Raw genomic sequence first — 19073 nt, 5'->3', positions numbered from 1 at the left:
TTATAAATAGAGCTTTCTTAGATTCTAAAATTATGGATATGGAAGATGAAATTTTAAACGAAATCAGAACATTCGTGTATGATGGTGGTTGGGGGTATACTTTACCATTTCCATTTTTGTTTAAAAAAAAGGAAATTAATAGGGATACAAAATTAGTAGTTGATTTAAAAATAACAGGTGATGATGCAGATGATTTTTTTATTGCCTTTGCTGAAAAATTTAACGTTGATATAAGCCGATTTAAAATAGGAGACTATTTTGGCAATGAAGAAGACTTTGTTTCCAGCCTGATCAAAGACCTCTTTAGAAATAAGGAAAAAGGTATAAAATCATTAAACATAGGTCAATTGGAAAAAGCGGTTATAGCTGGTCGTTTAGATGAGGATGTTATAAATTCTTAAATAATATTTTACTATAAATGCAGGAGGCTTAGTGGAGATTTCTGAAAGTCGGACTGCATTCTTTTGAGAATTTATCGGAAGAGATAATGTACAAAATGATATAAAAAACGAATTAAAACTTGTTTAGGTTGATTTTTTTTGCTGGTCCAAGTTATCCATATTGACTGGCCTCCGATTTCCGAATTTACCTCGTTAATGCTAGCGGAATCTCCAGCCAAACTAAAACCATGCATAAAAGCAGAAGTCTACCTGAATAATGAGGGAATCAGAAGAATTCAGAGATAAAACTCCAGCACCTTTAACATATACAGATTGGATAAATGGCCTAAATAAGTGAAGATGAGAAAAATTATAATACATGGAGACGATAGTTCTATTCTGTCTGTGCGACTTGAAGATATATTGAACTGTTTTGAAAGAAAAAAGGATGAAATTTTTTGGGGGTTGTTATGGGTATACGTGACAACAGTCCAAGAGGTGGATTGTGATATTGTTAAATTTGAAGAAGAAATCAACAAATCAAAGCGTGGCAAATTAATCTCTTTGGATAGCATATTGAACTTGTCTTCTAAAATCGATCAAGCAATTGAACTTTTAGTGATTGGCGACAGTAATATTGAAAATATCAGAAAATATGAGGGTGATAAGTTGATGTATGAAAATTGTGAATACATAATTGAGTTGGTTGATTCATCCTATTGGCTAGTCTGTAGTAAAGATGATAGTTTCATTGGGAATATCTTCGAAAAAATGCAGGGAGTTGAATATGATAATTAAATTGACTACTCAAAGTAGCGAATATAAAGCCCAATCCAATGAAAGATTAGGCTTTTCTTGTTATTGTATATAAGCTTTTCACGGCTTATGAGCCGTAATATCCGTTCGGCACTTAAATTAGTGCAAATGGATGGATCAAACTGGTGGATCGTCTTACAAATTAGGGGCTAGGAGAGGCTTCATCCATCCAATGGCATATAAAAAATTTGAACCCTAAATATCTTTACCATATACAATATTACTAATATTATTAGTAATATTGTAAAATGAAACCGCTAGAAATCTTTTGCCGAAATCGGGTAATGTACGCTCAAATTACCGTGCATGATAAAAGCATGGGCATGAAAGACTATCATCTCTATAACAAAAATGGTCTTGCTTTTTATGTTTTCAGGAAATTTCAGGGCGTGTGGCAATTGGCATACGGTGTACTTGCCGATGACATCAAGGAAGCGTGCATTGACGCCCTTATACTTCGCTTTGATACGGATGTGCCTGAGTTGTTTTATCACCATGGAAAACGGCAGGTAGTGGAAGTTCGGGCCAAGGAATACAGCCTTTGGCATATTTATCTCAATAATGCTTATGTAGGAAGTATTCAATATTATAGCTTTACCAAGCAGTTCAATTACCACCTTGACGACAATTGCTTATTGACCGATGATCACGTGCAAAAGTATATTGCCATGATCCAGCGCGGGGAATTAAAGTGGATAAAGGATGATATTAGATGAAAAAACAATATAAAAAGAATAAAAAAACCTTGAGTCTGGGAGGGGCGAATCCTGTTTGGTTTTAAAAAAAATTATTTCTAGCTATTGAGCACGGAGTTCTAGCTGTCAATAAGTTTTCTGTTACCGGATTTTTGACTATAGGTGATCTAAGCACCAAAAATATTTTACGGTGACGGATCAGGTATGGATGATCATGGAAGAACTTTTGATAAAAGACGGTTGTCATTGTCGAAGATAGGGTTGATCTGGAATATGCGAGACATTGACTATAATATTTGATGAAGTGAAATAGCTTTTTGGAATTAAATTATTATTAGGATATAATTTTTGAACAACATTTTTTAAGAAATGAACAACAATTATCTCAACTAATCTCGCGATCTTTACAGTAGATGAATGCCCAAAGCCGGTTAACATCTAGCCCAAGCGGACATCTAGCCAAAATTGCCTCCCTTAACGGTTATAAGGGGGGCTTTTTTTATTTTATTGTCTTACTAACAGGGTTGAATAAATCAGCTACGCTTTCCCGTAACCAGTCCTATCTTCAAACCCATACCTCAGCCTTACAATGTGTAATCATCTTGAAAGTTAATATCTGTAAACATATTAATTCAACATACCCCGACCAATTCCATCGAAGGGACGGAGATTTGATGATATAATGATCTAATAGCAGCCAACGTTGTCATCGGCACCAATACCGTTTGCGATATAGGAACAAATAAAAAAGTGATTATTTAATATGGCGACAGGGGATAAATTATAGAAGGAAAGCGATCGCCCAATAAGATCAGGGAAATGCGGCTAAAAGAATTGCACTCGATACCAACGATTTGGACAAATGGATCTTTAATGAAATAAATGACACCCTGCCCCAAAAGCCAGGTCGGAAAGGCTATGTAATGTACTGTTACCTCTAATAAAGTTTAAAGTGTTACACTTTTGTTCAATAATTGGCCATATTATGGAAATTTCCCTAAGGGATACCTATCTTACCTTGACAATTAACCAATTATAGATCAACTATGAAATCGTTTATTTTGCCATTTTTATGGTTATGTTTTGTCGCGTGCAACAAAATAGCAACTTCAAAAGAAGAAGCTGAATTTCTGAAATCAGCAAACTCGACTGTCCAAGCTAATTTAAGCACAGCAGTAACAACTTATCCGCTGCCCAGTGGCCTGCCAAATCAGTACAAATCAACGGCCTATACTGTTAGTGCCGGTGGGAATCCAGTCGGCCTCTATCAAGCTGGAAATAATGGCTGGGGAAATAGCGTTAGCTATGGTTACTTCGATTTCAGCGGCACTGTATCAGTATCGATCACCCCTTCCAGCGGCTTCAGCAGCTTCAAATTAGTACCTTCATCATTGGGTATTACAGGGGTGAGATCCGGCAACACGATTACTTTCACGCTCGCTCAGCCGACTAATATATCACTTGTATTAGACAACGATTACCAAGGAAAGATACTGCATTTATTTGCGCAGGAGCCCGAAGCTGATGTTCCATCTGCGACAGACCCCAATGTACTGTATTATGGTCCGGGATATTACGATTTGAGCGCACAGCCGCCATTAACCTTAAGTTCTGGAAAAACTTTATATATCAGCGGCGGAGCCGTTATCAGAGGAAGGGTAAAAATAGATAATGCGTCAAATCTGACAATAAGGGGTAGGGGTATTCTGCTCAACGATTACAACAGTCCCACGGATGATATCGCCCTGGCATTAGGCACAGTAAGCAACTCGACTGTCAAAGATATCATTGTCAATCGAAACGTAGGAAGCTGGACTTCTGCCATGCACAATTGTTCTTTTGTAAATGTAACTAATTATAAAGCTGTCAGTCCATATTTTGCTAGTTCCGATGGATTTAATATTAACAGTAGTCACGATATCACTTTTGATAAATCTTTTATTCACTCTGCAGATGATGCAGTCGCCATCAAAGGAATGTCGGATCAAATTCCCGCAAATTCACTGCCCGTTTATAATATAATCTACAAAAATGCACAATTATGGGCTGATGCAAATAACACAATCGGTATCGGTGCGGAGACACGCGCAGCCTATTTTCAGAATATTAAGTTTCAAAACATAGATATCCTATATAATTACGATGACAAAAATCATCCGGATGTGCTCCCTGATCGTTCCGCTATCAATATTTTTGCCTTGCATGGCACCTATTTTAATGACATAACCTTTGAAGATATCCGTGTAGAAAGAGCAAAGAGACTAATAAATGTTCAGATGGATGAAACATTTTATTTTGGTTCGTTGACCGGAAACTGGAATTGGCCCGGAGCAATGACAAACATACTTTATAAAAATATTGCATCCACATCTGGCGGCAGTAACGAAATCAAATTAATCGGTTGGAATGACAGCCATAGTATTGAAGGAGTGACCCTGGAGAATGTTAAGATTAACGGTAACTATGTTAAAGATTTTAAGGATAGTCATCTGACGCTGAATCAGTATGCGAATTCGGTCAAGATTATCAGTCCATCGGGTACAGTTAATAGCGATGTATATAATGCATCGACCGATTTTTCGTCGGTACAGGGAACCCGCAGGTGGTACTATAAATACTGGCAGGCTGGAATAGGAACAAGTTTGATGAGCTGGAATCCGGACGGATCCAATCATTGGCGCGGTTCGGGTAGCTATGACGCCATATGGAACGGTAGCGGTAACATCTATATTCATCCCGATAATAGCCAGCCGATACTTGTTTGGAATGCGCCAAAATCGGGTACCGTAAAAATTACCGGATTGGTTCGTAAAAATGATACCGGGGGCGGGGATGGTGTAAACGTAAGCATTTGGAAAAATAATGTGATGATTTGGCCATCCAGCAGTTGGCAGACTGTCGTTTATAATAATACTACTGGATTTTGGCATGACATTAATGTACCTGTCACTTTTGGCGACGAATTATCCTTTCGTGTGGATCAGCGTTCCAATTCAGGCTGGGACACTACATACTGGAATCCAGAAATTGCATATCAATAAGCATTTTTGCTATCCATTTCAATCGTCAGGATTGAAATGGATAGTGACTATTTAGCCTTTCTATAGTGACTTGGCGTTATACCAAAGAAATCCTTAAACTGCTTGCTAAAATAGTTTGCATTGGAATAGCCTAACTTATATGCAATTTCAGAAATACTAAAAGATGGATCTTTTAGTAGTGTTTTAGCATAATCAAGCTTAACTTTGATAATGAAATCAGTGGGAGTGAGATCTGTTATTTTCTTCAGCAAAAGATACAGTTGGGTTCTACTGATTCGCATCTCTTGAGCGAGTTGAGGGACTGAAAAATTATTCTCCGCAATGTTTCTAACGATAATTTCTTGCACTTTTAAAATAAATGTCTCTTCCTGTGAGTTTGCTTCTTCTTTGATACGCAATGGTTCAGCCTGACTGTAGTAGTGGCGTAAAGTAGCTTTATTTTTTAATAAACTACCCATTTTAGCCAATAGCTCCTGCGTGCTGAAGGGTTTATTGATATATCCATTTGCGGCTAATTCATAACTTTTAATTTTATTGGCAATGGTGTCATAAGAAGTCATTAAGATTACCGGAATATGTTTGGTCTTCGGATTGCTTTTCAAATGCTTGCATAATTCATATCCATCCATGATAGGCATCATAATATCGCTGATCACCATGTCGATCGGATTATTTCTAATGTATTCCAAAGCTTCTTGTCCATTGTGAGCAATGACGACATGGTAGGATTCCAGTAGTTTATTTTTAAATAGTTCTGCCAGATCAGTGTGATCTTCCACCAAAAGAATTTTATGTGTATTGCTTTCCGGCGGAACATCAGATCTTATCTGGCTGTTATCCGTGTAGATCACGTCGTCTATGAGCTCCATTGTTGCATGCAATTCGAGATCTGGGTCATCTGGAAGCTTTGATTCAAAATTAGCCACCGGTATTGTAAGCGTAAATTGTGTTCCAGCTTCTATACTGCTCTTCACATCAATCTGTGCTTTTATACGCTTTGTGAGTCCTACGACTAAAGCGAGTCCAATGCCATTATTGTCATAATAATTGCCGCTTGACTTTTGCCTGAAATAAGGTTCAAATATTTTTTCGATCTGATCTTGTGGTATATAGCTGCCCGTATTGCTCACATGAATAACAACTTCATTGGTATCTTTTGAAACGCATAGTACAAGAGCTATCTGTCCACCCACCTCACAGTTTTTGAACGCATTGCTCAGCAGGTTGCTGATTATTTTTTCCAGTTTGTCAAAATCGAGGTCGACATTTACTTCTGACGCTGGGTGTTCAAATTGATATGCAATGTTTTTACGGTCAAATAAAGGCGCAAACATCGAAAAGATATTTTGACAAAATGTGATCAGATCCCCATTAATGGTATTTAATGGCAAATTACTGCTTTCAATTTCTCTAAATTCCATTAATTGACTTATCAAGAACGTAAGCCGTTTAACATTTTTTTGGGAGATTTCATATTCCTTGATGTTTTCAATCTTATGATTGGAAAAAAGGTCTTCCTGTATCGCCATAATAATGGCTAAGGGAGTCTTGAGTTCATGGGACATGTAGGTGAAAAAATCAAGCTTGCTTTTATTCAGTTCCTCTAATTTAGACTTTTCTACTTCAGCCAGTTTTATCTTCAAGATTTTCAAATGCCGTCTTTTTAAGAACTTTCTAAATAGGATGAGGGCTACAATCAGCAATGCTCCATATACACAGAGCATAATATTGCTCAGCAGGAAATGGGGTTTGATTTTGATCAGCAATTTTTTTGTTGCGATGATGTTATTGTTCAGATCTACTAACTTAACATGGAGTTCGTAATTTTTTGATTTTAAGGAAGTAAAAGTTATTGTTCCTGAAGCTTTCGAAAGTTCATACCAACGCTTGTCAATGTCTTTTAAAGTATAATATATGCGATAGTTTTCGCGGCTTTGCGGATCGAAATTTACTTGGTTCACCTCAATCGAAATCATATTTTGATCATAAGGCAGCACGATCTCATCCGTGTGATCAATACCTTTTTCAAAATACTTTTTGTTTCTGAGTTGGCTGATATTAAATATTTTAAAATCAGAAAAGTAGAGTAAAGGTTTATGTGCAGGAAGTGGATCAAGCTGTGGCGCCTTAAAAAAACATATTCCGTCAACAGATCCAAAATATAAGGTATCATTGTAATAGTAGGCGGAACGCTCGTTAAACCAAGACGTGTTTAAACCCCAACTGACATTGAAGTTTTTAATGGACCGGTCGGTATCAATACAATATAAGCCATTTGTTGTCGATAGCCAATACCGCTTCGAATTGTCTTTCTTGATACCATGTATTTGAATATTTATTTTCCCTAGACCGGGATAAGGCAGTAGATGACCATTGCTATCAATAAAATAAAGATAGTTTTGCTTTGTTCCCAAAAGAACATTTTCTCCATCAAGGAGCATGGAAAGGAATTGTACCCTATTTCCCTTCTCAAGTTCTTTCTTATATATTTTAGTTGTCTTTTTGCTCCAATCATAACATAAGATCTCATCGAGGCAGCAAATCCATATTAAATTATTGTTTACCGCGATGTCATTGATCGTCGAGGTCGTTTTAAGTAGGGTTGTAAAATTATCTTTATGGCGGTCATATATGCTTACAAAACCATCTGTCCCCACAAGTAGATAATCCTGGTTGAAGTTTCGTATGGAGAATATTCTATTATTTGGCAGCGATGATGCTTTGTTCTTATCATATTGGTAATGCCTGATTTTGTTGCCTTGATAAGCTAGGCAGTACAGACCGTTTGATTCTGACCCAGCCCAAATATTGCCCTGCGCATCTTCTTCAAGTGATATGATATTATCACTGATGTTGCTGTTTTTCTGATTGAACCTTTTTATTATCTGCGATTGCCCATTGTATACATTTATCCCGATGGCGTTGGTTGCCACCCAAAGCTGCTTTTTAGACGACATGAGTATATTGTTGATCACAATTCCACGGGCTCTTTCCGGATTGGTGACGTGTAAAAAATCTAGCCAAGAGTCATTTTTTGAAAGACAGAATGCTCCATTAAAATAAGTCCCCAATATCATGTCATCGAGCTTACTTTTGTAGATCGCACAGACAGTTGAATTAAGCTCATTGTCAAAATTCTCTATTAACATCCGATACTCTGTATACTGGTTGATATAGTCAAATACGGCCACGCCTTTGTTATGTCCTATCCAGAGTCTTCCCTCTGCGTCTTCGGCAATACTGCATACATTTTGGATCTGTGTGGGCTGCGGTAGCTGTGCCTTAAATTTATTTTGGATGGGATCGAAGCGCAGGATACCATGCCTTTTGGTTCCTACCCAAGTCAGATTTTTACTATCACAGTACAGAGAGGTAATCAGCACATCTCTGTCATAGCTTTCCGCGAAATTAAAACTGGCTAAAACATTTCCTTTTTTGTCACATTTGGCAACTGTGGTGAAAGTAGCTCCCCACAGATTACCTTGATTATCCACCTGAATCCTATTAAAATATACATTGTTATTGAGCACAGTAATCTTTTGTTCAGCCCATTTATATAACGTATTGTTGCATAGTATTACAACACCATCTATCGTCAAGGCCAAGGCTTTCGACGTATTATGCAATTCGGTTTTGATCAATAGACTATATTTGTTGGTGCTGAAATCATATCCATATATGCCATTATCCGCAGCAATGATCATTTGCTGTTTGAATGATTTAATTTCGATGATTTTACCCGGTTGAAAGATTGAGTCACTAATGGACTTTGGATTGTCCATGACGTGGGCGCCATCATATAGGTTAATGCCATCGCTCGTTCCGATCCAGATACGGCCAATAGGATCTTCAGAAATTGCGGTTACCCGATTTGAGAGAAGGCCATTTTCTTGTGTGAGCTTATTGTATTTTCTGATATGTTGTGCCCCCAGTGATAGACAGGTGAACAGCAGATAATAAAATATGAGAAATGTTTTTTGAGTCATTTTCTTTAGGCTTTGCTTATTCATCAAATAAACAACTATGTATAGATTATTAAATATAATATCGTTTATTTAATTGTAATATCGTTCAGTGCCTCAAAAAAAATTGATGAAAAATTAAATTCATCCATATTTAAACCAGATTATCTTTTTTAGTTGGAATAACTCCTTATTTTCGGGACAATGTTGCGGATCACCTTATTCTGCGGCACAATATAACCAATAACCAAATTTAGGAAGAGATGAACCGAAAAAAGTTAAACCATAATGTGCTCTATTTTCTCTTTGTTTTTCTATTAGAGCCACCTGTCGTTCATGCGGCGTGGAGAGCGAAAGCAATTTCTGTAGATCGCTATTGCGAACAGGAGATTCGCAGCGGACGTGTCATGGACCAGCAGGGAGTTCCACTTGCTGGTGCTAATATTAAAATAACGGGAACGCAGATAGGTACCAAGACCGATAGTGAGGGACGGTTTAGTATTAACGTTCGTTCTGGACAGAGTTTGCAAGTTTCATTTTTGGGTTATAAACAGACTGTTATTCAGGTCGAATCGGGCATGGGCGAACTGATGATCAAACTTGAGCAGGACAGTTTTGGACTACAGGATGTTGTTGTCGTAGGATTTGGAAAGCAAAAGAAAGTAAATCTCACGGGAGCAGTTACCTCCGTTTCCATGACTGATATAGAAAGCCGTCCCATTACAAACGCTTCCATGGCGTTAGCTGGAAAAGTGGCCGGACTACAGGTTACGCAAAATTCAGGACAGCCAGGTGCTGATGGCGGTACCCTAACCATCCGTGGCATCGGTACATTGAACAATGCGTCGCCGCTGGTGATCATAGATGGGTTTGAAGCAGCAATTAACGATGTGGATCCAAAAGATATTGCCTCCATATCCGTATTAAAGGACGCTGCATCGGCATCTATATATGGCAATAAAGCCGCTAATGGTGTTATTTTGATTACGACAAAAAGGGGGCAGGAAGGCAGACTGAAAATCAAATATGATGGATATGCCGCGGTTCAACAGGTGACTCGTTACCCAAAATTGCTGAATTCCTATGATTATCTGACACTACTAAACGAAGCGAAAACTAATTCAGGTTTCCAGCCACAATATGATGATGAATACATAAGCCATTATAAAGATATTAAGGATCCTGTACGCTATAGGGATTACAATTGGGCAGATTTTTATTTTAAGCCCGCATTACAGCAAAACCATTATTTGCAGCTTAGTGGCGGCAAGGAAAATATTGTATATGCTATTTCCGCAGGATACCTCAATCAAAAAGGTATTGTTGAGGGGACGAACTACGATAGATATAATTTCCGGTTCAATACACAACATTCATTTTTGAACAATAAAGCACGTCTGGGGCTTACTGTCTCGGGATATATCGGCAAGTCAAAGGACCTGATCGAAGGGGCTGGCGCGACGATTGCCCGAATTACCCAAATGGCGCCGTTTGTAGTTCCAAAGATAGAAGGGTATGGATGGACCGACTGGTTCTACAGCGATGCGATTAAAGAAGCAGGAGGAGGGCAGACCTTTGATAATAGCAATTTGAATACAATCGCAAATTTGACTGTTAACGTTACGTCCCGGCTCACATTTGAAAGTGCATTGAGCTATGTGACCAACAATGACCGGCAGCTGTCTTATGCGCCAAATGTAGATTTATTTCTGGTTACTCGGGCAGCCGACGGAACCAGCATCATTGGAAAAAACAATTCCAGAGAATCTTCCATTAGCAAAAGCTCAAATAAATACGGTACTATTTCTAGCTGGGCAAACCTTAATTATGCCTATGACTTAGCAAAAGATCATCATTTTAAAGCGCTGGTCGGTTTTCAGCAATTTCAATGGAAAGGCAATTATTTCCAAACATCAATCAGGCGACTGTCCGCCAATCTGCCTTACTTTAGCGTGGGTGACCCCTCCTCTGCCAAAAATAGTGATTGGGGAAGCAAGGAAACCTCAGTTGGATTTTTTGGAAGGTTAAACTATGATTATAAAGGCAAATATCTATTTGAGGGTAACTTGCGGTATGATGGCGCTTCCAAATTTGCACGGGGCCATAAATGGGGTACATTTCCTTCTTTTTCTGCAGGATGGCGCCTGTCGCAAGAGCGTTTTTTCAAGAATATTACCTTCGTTCAGGATCTAAAGATACGCGGCTCCTGGGGGATACTCGGCAATCAAAATATTGGCAATCCCTATGCTGGTGCAGATATATTAGCATTAGGGGGAAGGCAGAACAATTATATTTTTAACAACCTGGACAATGTAGGTGCAGCCGTTTCGGTCATAGCCAATAAGGGGCTTACCTGGGAACAGACTACACAGACTAATATCGGTGTTGACCTGCAGATTTTTAAGGATTTTAGTGTAACAGCCGACTATTATATCAAAAATACCAGCGGCATCCTGCTACAGCTGCCTATTTCCAGCACCTTCGGTTTTACAGACGTCCCCTTCCAAAATGCAGGAAAAATGCGCAATAAAGGGCTTGAGCTGACACTGGGATACCATAAGAAAGTCAACGAATGGCTATTTAAGGCGAATGTTGCTGTGGCCCACAATCAAAATCGCGTCACTGATCTGAAGGGAATGAGTCCAATTATTTACGATGGTGCAATATTAAAAGAAGGGGTAGAGTCTACTTCATTATTTGGGTACGACATCGAGGGCATTTATCAGAGTGAGAGTGAGATACAGCAGCACCTCCGGACCTTCGATGAGGATGGGTATTCCTTGTTAAATTCATACGCAGGCCTGCGGGCCCTGCCTGGAGATGTTAGGTTGAAGGATCAGAATGGTGATCGGATTATTAATGATAAGGATAAGGTCGTACTGGGTCATACCGCTCCTGATTATGTATTTTCTGCTGACTTGAATGTTCAGTACCATAGATTTGAGTTGCGTTCTCTGCTGGAGGGCACGTCTGGTGGCAAAGGATGGAGTGCAGGGCAGCTGGTTACACCATTCTTTAACGGAGGGTATAATGGAGCCAGCTGGCTTATGGACAGGTGGACACCTGAGCAGCCCAATAATACCTATCAGCGTGTTTACTTTGACAATCAACGCAGCAATCTAAAGTCCAGTTATTTCGTGGAAGACCTCTCATACCTTCGGGTTAAGAACATCGAAATCAGTTATAACCTGTCTGATCAGACACTTCGTAAGCTTTCGATCCAAGGCTGCAGATTTTTTATAAGTGGACAAAATCTGTTAACACTCACAAAGTATAAAGGCTTTGACCCGGAAGCTTCGGGCAATCCAAGAGAAGGGACAAGGATCGGAAACTATCCGCAAGTGAAAACCTACACCGTTGGCGTGAATTTGACATTCTAAACTAATCGACATGAACTCAAAACTATTGCTTTATACATTTATTATTTCAGGAATGCTATCCGCTTCCTGCCAAAGTTATCTGGATACGGTTCCCGAAGACAAAGTAACCCCCGAAAGCTATCTGACAGGAGTAGAGCAAGCTAACACGCTATTAAACGGAGTATACAATCAATTGTACTATGACAGTCCTGATAAGATGGTTCCTTATGTCTACGACAATATGAGTGATAATTCCTTCAATTCGCATTCCTGGGATCCTGCGCCACAATTTGCATCTGGTACACAGACAGGTGACAGTGATTTCACATTGGTCAAATGGAAATATAACTTTAGAGGCATCTCACGTGCAAATACATTGCTCAAAGGGCTCGCCGGCGCAGATGCGATCGCTAATTCGGAAAAGGCTAAAATCAGTGCTGAAGCGCGTTTTTTAAGGGCGTACTATTATTTTGACTTGGTCTGTTTTTATGGCGAGGTACCCATTTTGGACGAACAGACCGTTTTAAACAATCCCGAACGAGGCAAATTGGATGCGGTACTATCGTTTATAAACAACGATCTTGATTATGCGATAGATCAGCTGCCGGTCGCATTAGGAGGAGAGCGTGCATCCAAAGGTGCAGCTTTGATGTTGAAACTTCGGGTAGCCGAATGGATGAATAAGCCCGAGCTTGTCATTTCCCTGGCCCAGCAGATCCAAAAACTCGGTTATCAGCTGTATCCAAATTATTTTGAGCTTTTTCAACCCGCCGGTATTGAGCAAAACGATAACCCCGAGATTATCTTTAAAATAAACTACGCCAAAGATCTGCAGAGCAGCGAAGTCTCTAAAATTTTTGGGAATTGGAATAACTTTACGCCGACCCTGCAGATGGTTGATAGTTATTATTCCGCAAATGGATATCCAATCCATGACATCCGTACCGCTGACGGCGCATTTATCGGCGGAGACCCTACTTATAACAAAGACCGGCCTTTTGACAATCGTGATCCGCGGTTGCAGCTATCCATCGTTGTTCCCGGTTCCGAGTTTAGATTGGATGGCCAAGGTTGGTATCAGGCACATTACATACCGGCCAATTGGGATGTTGCCACGTCATTTACAGTGCGCAAATTTGTTGATCCCTATCTCAAAACACTGACCAACGAGACCACAGATCGAATTGTGATGCGTTATGCAGAAGTATTGCTCGCCTGGGCTGAAGCAGAGAATCAGCTCCATGGACCCTCGGCTCAAGTTTATGAATTGCTCGATAGAGTAAGATCACGTGTCGGGATGGTGAAGGTATCTCAGGCAATGCCCAATATTTCCCAGGCCGTTATGACAGAGGTAATTCGCAACGAGAGGCGTGTAGAGTTTTTTGCGGAGGGGAGGCGATGGTTTGATATCCGACGTTGGAAAATAGCCGAAACCGTTATGGTCGATGCATTGGGCTATGATAAATCTAAGCTTTCCTGGTATTCGGATGGCAATCTTACAGCCTACTGGCAGTATATTCCGATTGTCGTTGACCGTAGGTCTTTTAATCCCAACAGAGATTATCTGTGGCCGATACCGAATGAAGAGCTCAATGCTAATCCCAATATACAACAGAACCCAGGATATTAATGTTCAATTCCTTAAAACTGAAACGTATGAAGATAAAATCCATCTATTTATTCATGCTCCTATTATTGATGTCATGTACAGAAAAGATAGAGTATGTTAACCCTACATGGGTACAACAATTGTTACCGATGAATAGCACACAAATAAAAATTGATTATTTTGACAATGAGACGATGCAGGAATTCAGCTGGGTACAGCGGGAGGGAGCTACCTATACCTTAATGCTGGGCATTGACGAGGATTTTGACAATCCAATTCGATACGAAGTTGGAGCAAAAGCCAGCTATAAAATTCCCAATCAAGAATTTTTGGATGATCTGAAGAAACTAAATCCATCATTTAAGAATTCAGGTCGATTTTTTTGGAAACTAGAACAGCAAAATCAGGGAAAGGTCGAAAGTGTATGGCGCTATTTTGATGCTTTGGTTTCAGTATCCAGCTTTATCGACCCCCGGGATCAAGAGCATTACAAGGCATTACAATTTGTCTTGCCTGGAGGGAAACTTGTCACCATGATGTCCGAGAATCTTAGGGCGACGGTTTATGCGGATGGTACGGCGCTGCCACTTCCCCGAAAACTAGCTCCACAAGACAGCCCTGCTGCTGTACGAAATATAGCCGGAGGATTTTATTCATGGGGAACGGTTGTCCGCGACGAAGCCCTGGCGCGGGAGAAAGCGTTAGCTAATGAAAGTATTCAGGGTATTTGTCCCGATGGTTGGCATGTCCCTGCATTGCGCGAGTGGAAAGAGGTCATCAATTACCTCGGGCCAAACTCAGGTAATAAAGTCAAAAATCCACAGTTCTGGATCCAGAATGGTGTAATTACCGATGAGGTTAAATTCAATATTGTGCCGACGGGGTTTTATTGGAATGAAGGGCTTTCTTTTCTCACGGATCCGGGCTCGATGTGCGGATTCTGGACCTCGTCGCCAGCTTTAAAAGGCTATCAATATTCTTGGGAAACACTTTCAGCGGACCGCGCAGGTGAAGCATCAGCTGTGATTATTTACAACGATCCCGGTAATCCAGATATCAACACACAGTCAAGGAGCAGTGTAGGTGGAGGTAATTTCCACTACAATGTACGCTGTATTATGAACTAAATTTAAAGATAGCCATTATGAAATATAAAGTATATATCAGTTTCGTTTTCATTAGCGTAAATCTGTTTTTCTCCTGTAAGAATGATAATGAATTTTATGAGGTGGGCTTTCAGCCGACTACACTGCTCAAACCTGTGGCAGATTCCCTGATCATACTGGATAAGAATAACCCAAATACATTAGTTGGTTTCGAGTACTTTTCAAAAAGGCCCTATATAGATTACAATCTTCTTCTTGCTGTAGACCCCACGTTGACCACTGAAAGAAAAGTGATATCTGCCGGAGTAGGTGAAAAATATTTTTTGACTCACTTTGTGCTGGATTCGCTGATGAATACAATGCATTTTAAATCGGGTGAACAAGGAGATATTTATTGGAAAGTTGAAGCTAAAAATTCCGAATTCAGTACGACCGATGAGGTACGGCGCTTAAAAGTACAGCGGTTTAAATAACGATAAACCATAGGCTTAAAAATAGAAATTATGAATAGAAATTATATTCCAAAGGCACTCTTGTTATTCCTGTGCTCAATTTTGCTGGCCGGGATTTTAACAGGCTTTAAATGGATGTCTGATCAAAATGATGAAAAGATAACGATCGTTATGTTTGGTGATTCGATTACAAAAGGGGGAGATTGGGCAACATTATTAGGACGTAGCGACGTCAAAAATAGCGGTTTCCCTGGGTTTACCACCTCACATCTGGTCTGGCTATTGAAAGAAAACGTTATTGATCTGGCGCCCCGGGTGTGTTTTCTCGAGGGCGGTATCAATGACATAGGCGTAGGGATCCCTTTGGATCGTACCAAGAGCAATTACCGTTCGCTCATCAACGGGCTGCTGGAACATCAGATTACACCCGTCGTCCAGTCCATTCTCTACCAACAAGATAATCCGGAGAGTAAGGTTCAGGTCGATAGCCTCAACAGCTATTTGAAAGCCTATTGTCAAAACAAGAACGTTTACTATTTAGATATCAATGACAAACTGAGTTCACAGACAGGTCTTAAGGCTCAGTACACCACCGATGGCACACATATCAACCAGGAGGCCTATGAGATCTGGGCATCTGAAGTCAACAACCTCTTAAAATCTATGTTAAGGCATTCATCTCTTTAGGCGATTTTTATGACACGATTAACCTTTTTCACGCTTGGAATACTGGTTCAATTACTGTTAGGTTGGACAGATTTAAGTGCAAAAATTATCAATGTAACGCAGTTTGGAGTGCTACCGGATGACGGGCAAGACGACCGTCAGGCTTTACAGTTGATTTTGGATCGTCTCCAAGATGGTGATAAAATATACTTTCCAGCGGGTACCTACGCGTTTTCATCGGCATTGAGACTCTCTGGCAAGATCGGAATTGAGATTTATGGTAGCTTTGGTAAGAATACATCCACACTGATGGCTACCGGTTTCGATCCTTTCAGTTCCAATACCAGCTGGACAAGTTTATTGGAAGCCAACGACTGTAAAGATCTCATTATACGCGACCTTTTTATTGATGTCGATCGGCCCGTGAGTATCAATGGCACAGTCGTAAGCATAAGTCACAGTCCGGAAGGGTCATTCTATGTACTCGATCTTTTACCTGAGTTTTCTGAATATGCGGATCGTTTAGCTGAGCTCAAGATCATGCATCAGCTCAGCTATAATGCCGATGGAACACCCAATTATCATATTTCCACACATTGTGATCTTAAGAACGGAAATTGGCCACACATCGAAAAGCTAAGCGCGTTACGTCTGAAAATTTATAATGATGAGGCTCCTAAACTCAGCAAAGGCGAACTTATCAACCTGAGACTAAAGATTACGGGCAATCCCTGCTTTAGTTTTTTAGGTGTCAACACATTAACAATACGCGATATCACCATCTGGCAATGGCCTGCATTTGCGATGTACGTATCAGACCTAGCAGACAGTCGTCATCGCTCCGGGGATATGACGCTGGAGCGTATTCGTATGAAGCCCAAACCAACTTCCGGGCGTTTGATGTCGATTAGTGCGGATGGCATACATGTAGCCTCAATGGCGGGTACGTTTAAGGCCGAGCATTGTGAATTTGTTGGATTGGGCGATGACGCCATTAATATACATAGCCGGTTGTGTAGTATAGGTCAGGTCAACGGGGACTCAGTTCTATTAATCAATGGCTGGACGAAAGCTCCTGTCGAAGATGATTGGGCTTTCAAACATGATATCATTGAGTTTCTGGACGGGAAGACAGGGTTATCTAAGGGCAAGGCAAAAGTAAGGTTCCGCGACAAGGGACAATACCAATTACAATCTATTCCAAAGAATATTAATGTAGGTGATTTCGCCGCAAAAGATACGCGTACTCCATCAACAATTATACGGAGTTGTATGGTTTCAAACAGCCGTGCTCGCGGATTTGTAGTTCAGTCCAAGAAAGTTGTTATCAGCAATAATAAAATATGGAATATTTCTGGTCCAGCGATCTTACTTTCCTGTGATATGGAGCGTTGGTTTGAAGCGACGACTGTGAAAAAGGCGGTTATAACGGGCAACAGAATAGATAACTGTGGCAAGTACCTCAGGTGGGACGATACCCTGACAGGTTATGGCGCCATAGCCGTTAAGACAGGGCACGAAATAGGAGGGATTGACAAGCCCGCGGGTGTACATCAAAATATAATCATCCAGGCAAATGCGATCAGCGACTGTGCAAATTCGGCAATCTTTGTATCTTCGACTGATGGCGTTAAAATTAGGAAGAATGATATCGGGAATTGTAGTAATCGTTCCAGTATCCCATATTATGGCAATTATGCAATTTACTTGAAAAATTGCATCAATGTTGATGTTGCCGATAATATGTTTAGCGAGGTGAAGGAATTAGTAGGGAGAGACTAGTTGTTGTATAGTCATAAAGATGTCGTTTCAGCGCCTGTAATAAAACATTGATGTGTTTTTTTAATAATGTGATCGTTGTCGCTTGCACAATTTTTGGTCGCTATTAAATATGTTCGATCCGTAAATGTTTGCACATATCATAAAATTAGCACTTAATTTTTATCAGAGATTAGGGGAAACCAGAATTATTTAAGATAATATGAAACTCATCTTAAATAGAAATTATCATTAAGTTTTGGTGAGTAGCATGATTGTTATATCTATTACGGTTTCCCGTAACCAATCCTACATTCAAACCCATATCTTAGCCATATAGTTTGTAATAATCTTGAAAGTTAATATCTGTAAACATATTAATTCAGCATAAATAATGTATATTAGGCTTGGGTATTAACCTTGCCCGATTGAAAAGTAGCATGCCATGATAGTAACCACGACCAATTCCATCTCAGGAAGGGATATTTCACGATATAATGATCCAATAGTTGATTTTGATCAAAAGTTATTTTGACATGGGATATCTTCGCATAACACTTTTTCAATAAGACTTTGTATAGCTAACACTTTTAAAATGATAAGAGTATTTTTATTTTTTATCGCATTTACATTTACAATAGAAAATGTATTGTCTCAGAAACTTTATGAATGGAAGCCACCAGCGGTGAATTTTGCTGTTCGTAATGATATATCTATTAATGACACTGTTTTTTTAATTATAAAAGATAGAAGGGTAAGCCCTGAAAAACTCAAATCAGACACAGATTCAAAACAAATTTTATCAACAATAACATCTGATGTGAAAAGAGCATTTCCGAATGTTTTGATAAATGATAAACTCACTCCAAAAGAGGGTAAATTTAATATAATAATTAATCTATCATCTTATGGTGCCGGATTCGGAACAGAAATTTCAGCTGGAGTTGGAGTGGTTGGGGGGAATATTAATTCTTTTATCTTTCCAAAAGGAAAATGGAATGCGATTACAGCACTTACGTGTACAATGATTAAATCTAATAAAAAGGAAACAAGAGAGTTTTCAAATGTTTCATCGAAAGACAATCTGTGGGGCTATAAGAGCTCTCGAAAGGCATTGGAAGAAACATATTCATCTACAATTAACAAGTTGCTCCTTTACATTGAAGACGCATTTATGTTTTAATTTGATATTGATTGAAATTGGCGTTTCTTTTCAGTTCCAGTATTCT

General features: G+C 39.6%; 12 protein-coding genes. 11 read left to right on the top strand and 1 reads right to left on the bottom strand.

Annotation, left to right across the window (positions count from 1 at the left end; all coding sequences use genetic code 11):
* The first annotated feature begins 38 nt into the window (after window positions 1–38).
* From J2X77_RS08150 to J2X77_RS08135, 4 genes are all read left to right on the top strand, one after another.
* On the top strand, window positions 39–401 hold the full coding sequence (locus J2X77_RS08150; RefSeq protein ID WP_209581916.1) for a DUF1493 family protein: 363 nt from the start codon (window positions 39–41) through the stop codon (window positions 399–401).
* A gap of 339 nt (window positions 402–740) precedes the next feature.
* Window positions 741–1178: a hypothetical protein gene (locus J2X77_RS08145; RefSeq protein WP_209581919.1), complete on the top strand. Its 438-nt coding sequence runs from the start codon at window positions 741–743 to the stop codon at window positions 1176–1178.
* Window positions 1179–1444: 266 nt separating this feature from the next.
* Window positions 1445–1912, top strand: a complete 468-nt coding sequence (locus J2X77_RS08140; protein WP_209581921.1) for a hypothetical protein — start codon at window positions 1445–1447, stop codon at window positions 1910–1912.
* Window positions 1913–2937: 1025 nt separating this feature from the next.
* Entirely contained in the window at window positions 2938–4932 is a 1995-nt protein-coding gene (locus J2X77_RS08135; protein WP_310080115.1) for a glycosyl hydrolase family 28 protein, read from the top strand.
* A gap of 47 nt (window positions 4933–4979) precedes the next feature.
* Here J2X77_RS08135 and J2X77_RS08130 read toward each other — a convergent pair whose 3' ends face one another.
* A complete protein-coding gene (locus J2X77_RS08130) occupies window positions 4980–8918 on the bottom strand; it encodes a response regulator (protein WP_310080113.1) in 3939 nt (1312 codons plus the stop codon).
* A gap of 239 nt (window positions 8919–9157) precedes the next feature.
* On the opposite strand from J2X77_RS08130, the gene J2X77_RS08125 reads away from it, so the two are divergent.
* The 7 genes from J2X77_RS08125 to J2X77_RS08095 all read left to right on the top strand — a co-directional run bounded on the left by J2X77_RS08125 (window position 9158) and on the right by J2X77_RS08095 (window position 19027).
* Complete coding sequence (locus J2X77_RS08125; RefSeq protein WP_310080111.1) at window positions 9158–12274, top strand: TonB-dependent receptor; 3117 nt, start codon at window positions 9158–9160, stop codon at window positions 12272–12274.
* Between the two features lie 10 nt (window positions 12275–12284).
* A complete protein-coding gene (locus J2X77_RS08120) occupies window positions 12285–13883 on the top strand; it encodes a RagB/SusD family nutrient uptake outer membrane protein (protein WP_310080110.1) in 1599 nt (532 codons plus the stop codon).
* Between the two features lie 26 nt (window positions 13884–13909).
* Window positions 13910–14989, top strand: coding sequence for a fibrobacter succinogenes major paralogous domain-containing protein (locus J2X77_RS08115; protein ID WP_310080108.1), 1080 nt, complete (start codon window positions 13910–13912; stop codon window positions 14987–14989).
* Between the two features lie 17 nt (window positions 14990–15006).
* A complete protein-coding gene (locus tag J2X77_RS08110) occupies window positions 15007–15441 on the top strand; it encodes a hypothetical protein (RefSeq protein WP_310080105.1) in 435 nt (144 codons plus the stop codon).
* Window positions 15442–15471: 30 nt separating this feature from the next.
* Window positions 15472–16107, top strand: coding sequence for a GDSL-type esterase/lipase family protein (locus J2X77_RS08105; protein WP_310080103.1), 636 nt, complete (start codon window positions 15472–15474; stop codon window positions 16105–16107).
* 9 nt (window positions 16108–16116) lie between these two features.
* Window positions 16117–17868, top strand: a complete 1752-nt coding sequence (locus J2X77_RS08100; protein ID WP_310080101.1) for a glycosyl hydrolase family 28-related protein — start codon at window positions 16117–16119, stop codon at window positions 17866–17868.
* Between the two features lie 571 nt (window positions 17869–18439).
* Window positions 18440–19027: a hypothetical protein gene (locus J2X77_RS08095; RefSeq protein WP_310080099.1), complete on the top strand. Its 588-nt coding sequence runs from the start codon at window positions 18440–18442 to the stop codon at window positions 19025–19027.
* Window positions 19028–19073 lie beyond the last annotated feature (46 nt).

This window comes from Sphingobacterium sp. 2149 (assembly GCF_031455655.1).
Taxonomy (GTDB): domain Bacteria; phylum Bacteroidota; class Bacteroidia; order Sphingobacteriales; family Sphingobacteriaceae; genus Sphingobacterium.
The sequence above is the reverse complement of the archived record's forward strand: the minus strand, read 5'-3'. Positions and strand labels throughout refer to the sequence as shown.

Excerpts from the sequence above, each read along its gene's own strand:
- J2X77_RS08105 (WP_310080103.1), top strand. The coding sequence starts at position 15,472 with ATGAATAGAAATTATATTCCAAAGGCACTCTTGTTATTCCTGTGCTCA.
- J2X77_RS08125 (WP_310080111.1), top strand. The coding sequence starts at position 9,158 with ATGAACCGAAAAAAGTTAAACCATAATGTGCTCTATTTTCTCTTTGTT.
- J2X77_RS08135 (WP_310080115.1), top strand. The coding sequence starts at position 2,938 with ATGAAATCGTTTATTTTGCCATTTTTATGGTTATGTTTTGTCGCGTGC.
- J2X77_RS08130 (WP_310080113.1), bottom strand. The coding sequence starts at position 8,918 with ATGACTCAAAAAACATTTCTCATATTTTATTATCTGCTGTTCACCTGT.
- J2X77_RS08095 (WP_310080099.1), top strand. The coding sequence starts at position 18,440 with ATGATAAGAGTATTTTTATTTTTTATCGCATTTACATTTACAATAGAA.
- J2X77_RS08100 (WP_310080101.1), top strand. The coding sequence starts at position 16,117 with ATGACACGATTAACCTTTTTCACGCTTGGAATACTGGTTCAATTACTG.
- J2X77_RS08150 (WP_209581916.1), top strand. The coding sequence starts at position 39 with ATGGAAGATGAAATTTTAAACGAAATCAGAACATTCGTGTATGATGGT.
- J2X77_RS08145 (WP_209581919.1), top strand. The coding sequence starts at position 741 with ATGAGAAAAATTATAATACATGGAGACGATAGTTCTATTCTGTCTGTG.
- J2X77_RS08110 (WP_310080105.1), top strand. The coding sequence starts at position 15,007 with ATGAAATATAAAGTATATATCAGTTTCGTTTTCATTAGCGTAAATCTG.
- J2X77_RS08115 (WP_310080108.1), top strand. The coding sequence starts at position 13,910 with ATGAAGATAAAATCCATCTATTTATTCATGCTCCTATTATTGATGTCA.
- J2X77_RS08120 (WP_310080110.1), top strand. The coding sequence starts at position 12,285 with ATGAACTCAAAACTATTGCTTTATACATTTATTATTTCAGGAATGCTA.
- J2X77_RS08140 (WP_209581921.1), top strand. The coding sequence starts at position 1,445 with ATGAAACCGCTAGAAATCTTTTGCCGAAATCGGGTAATGTACGCTCAA.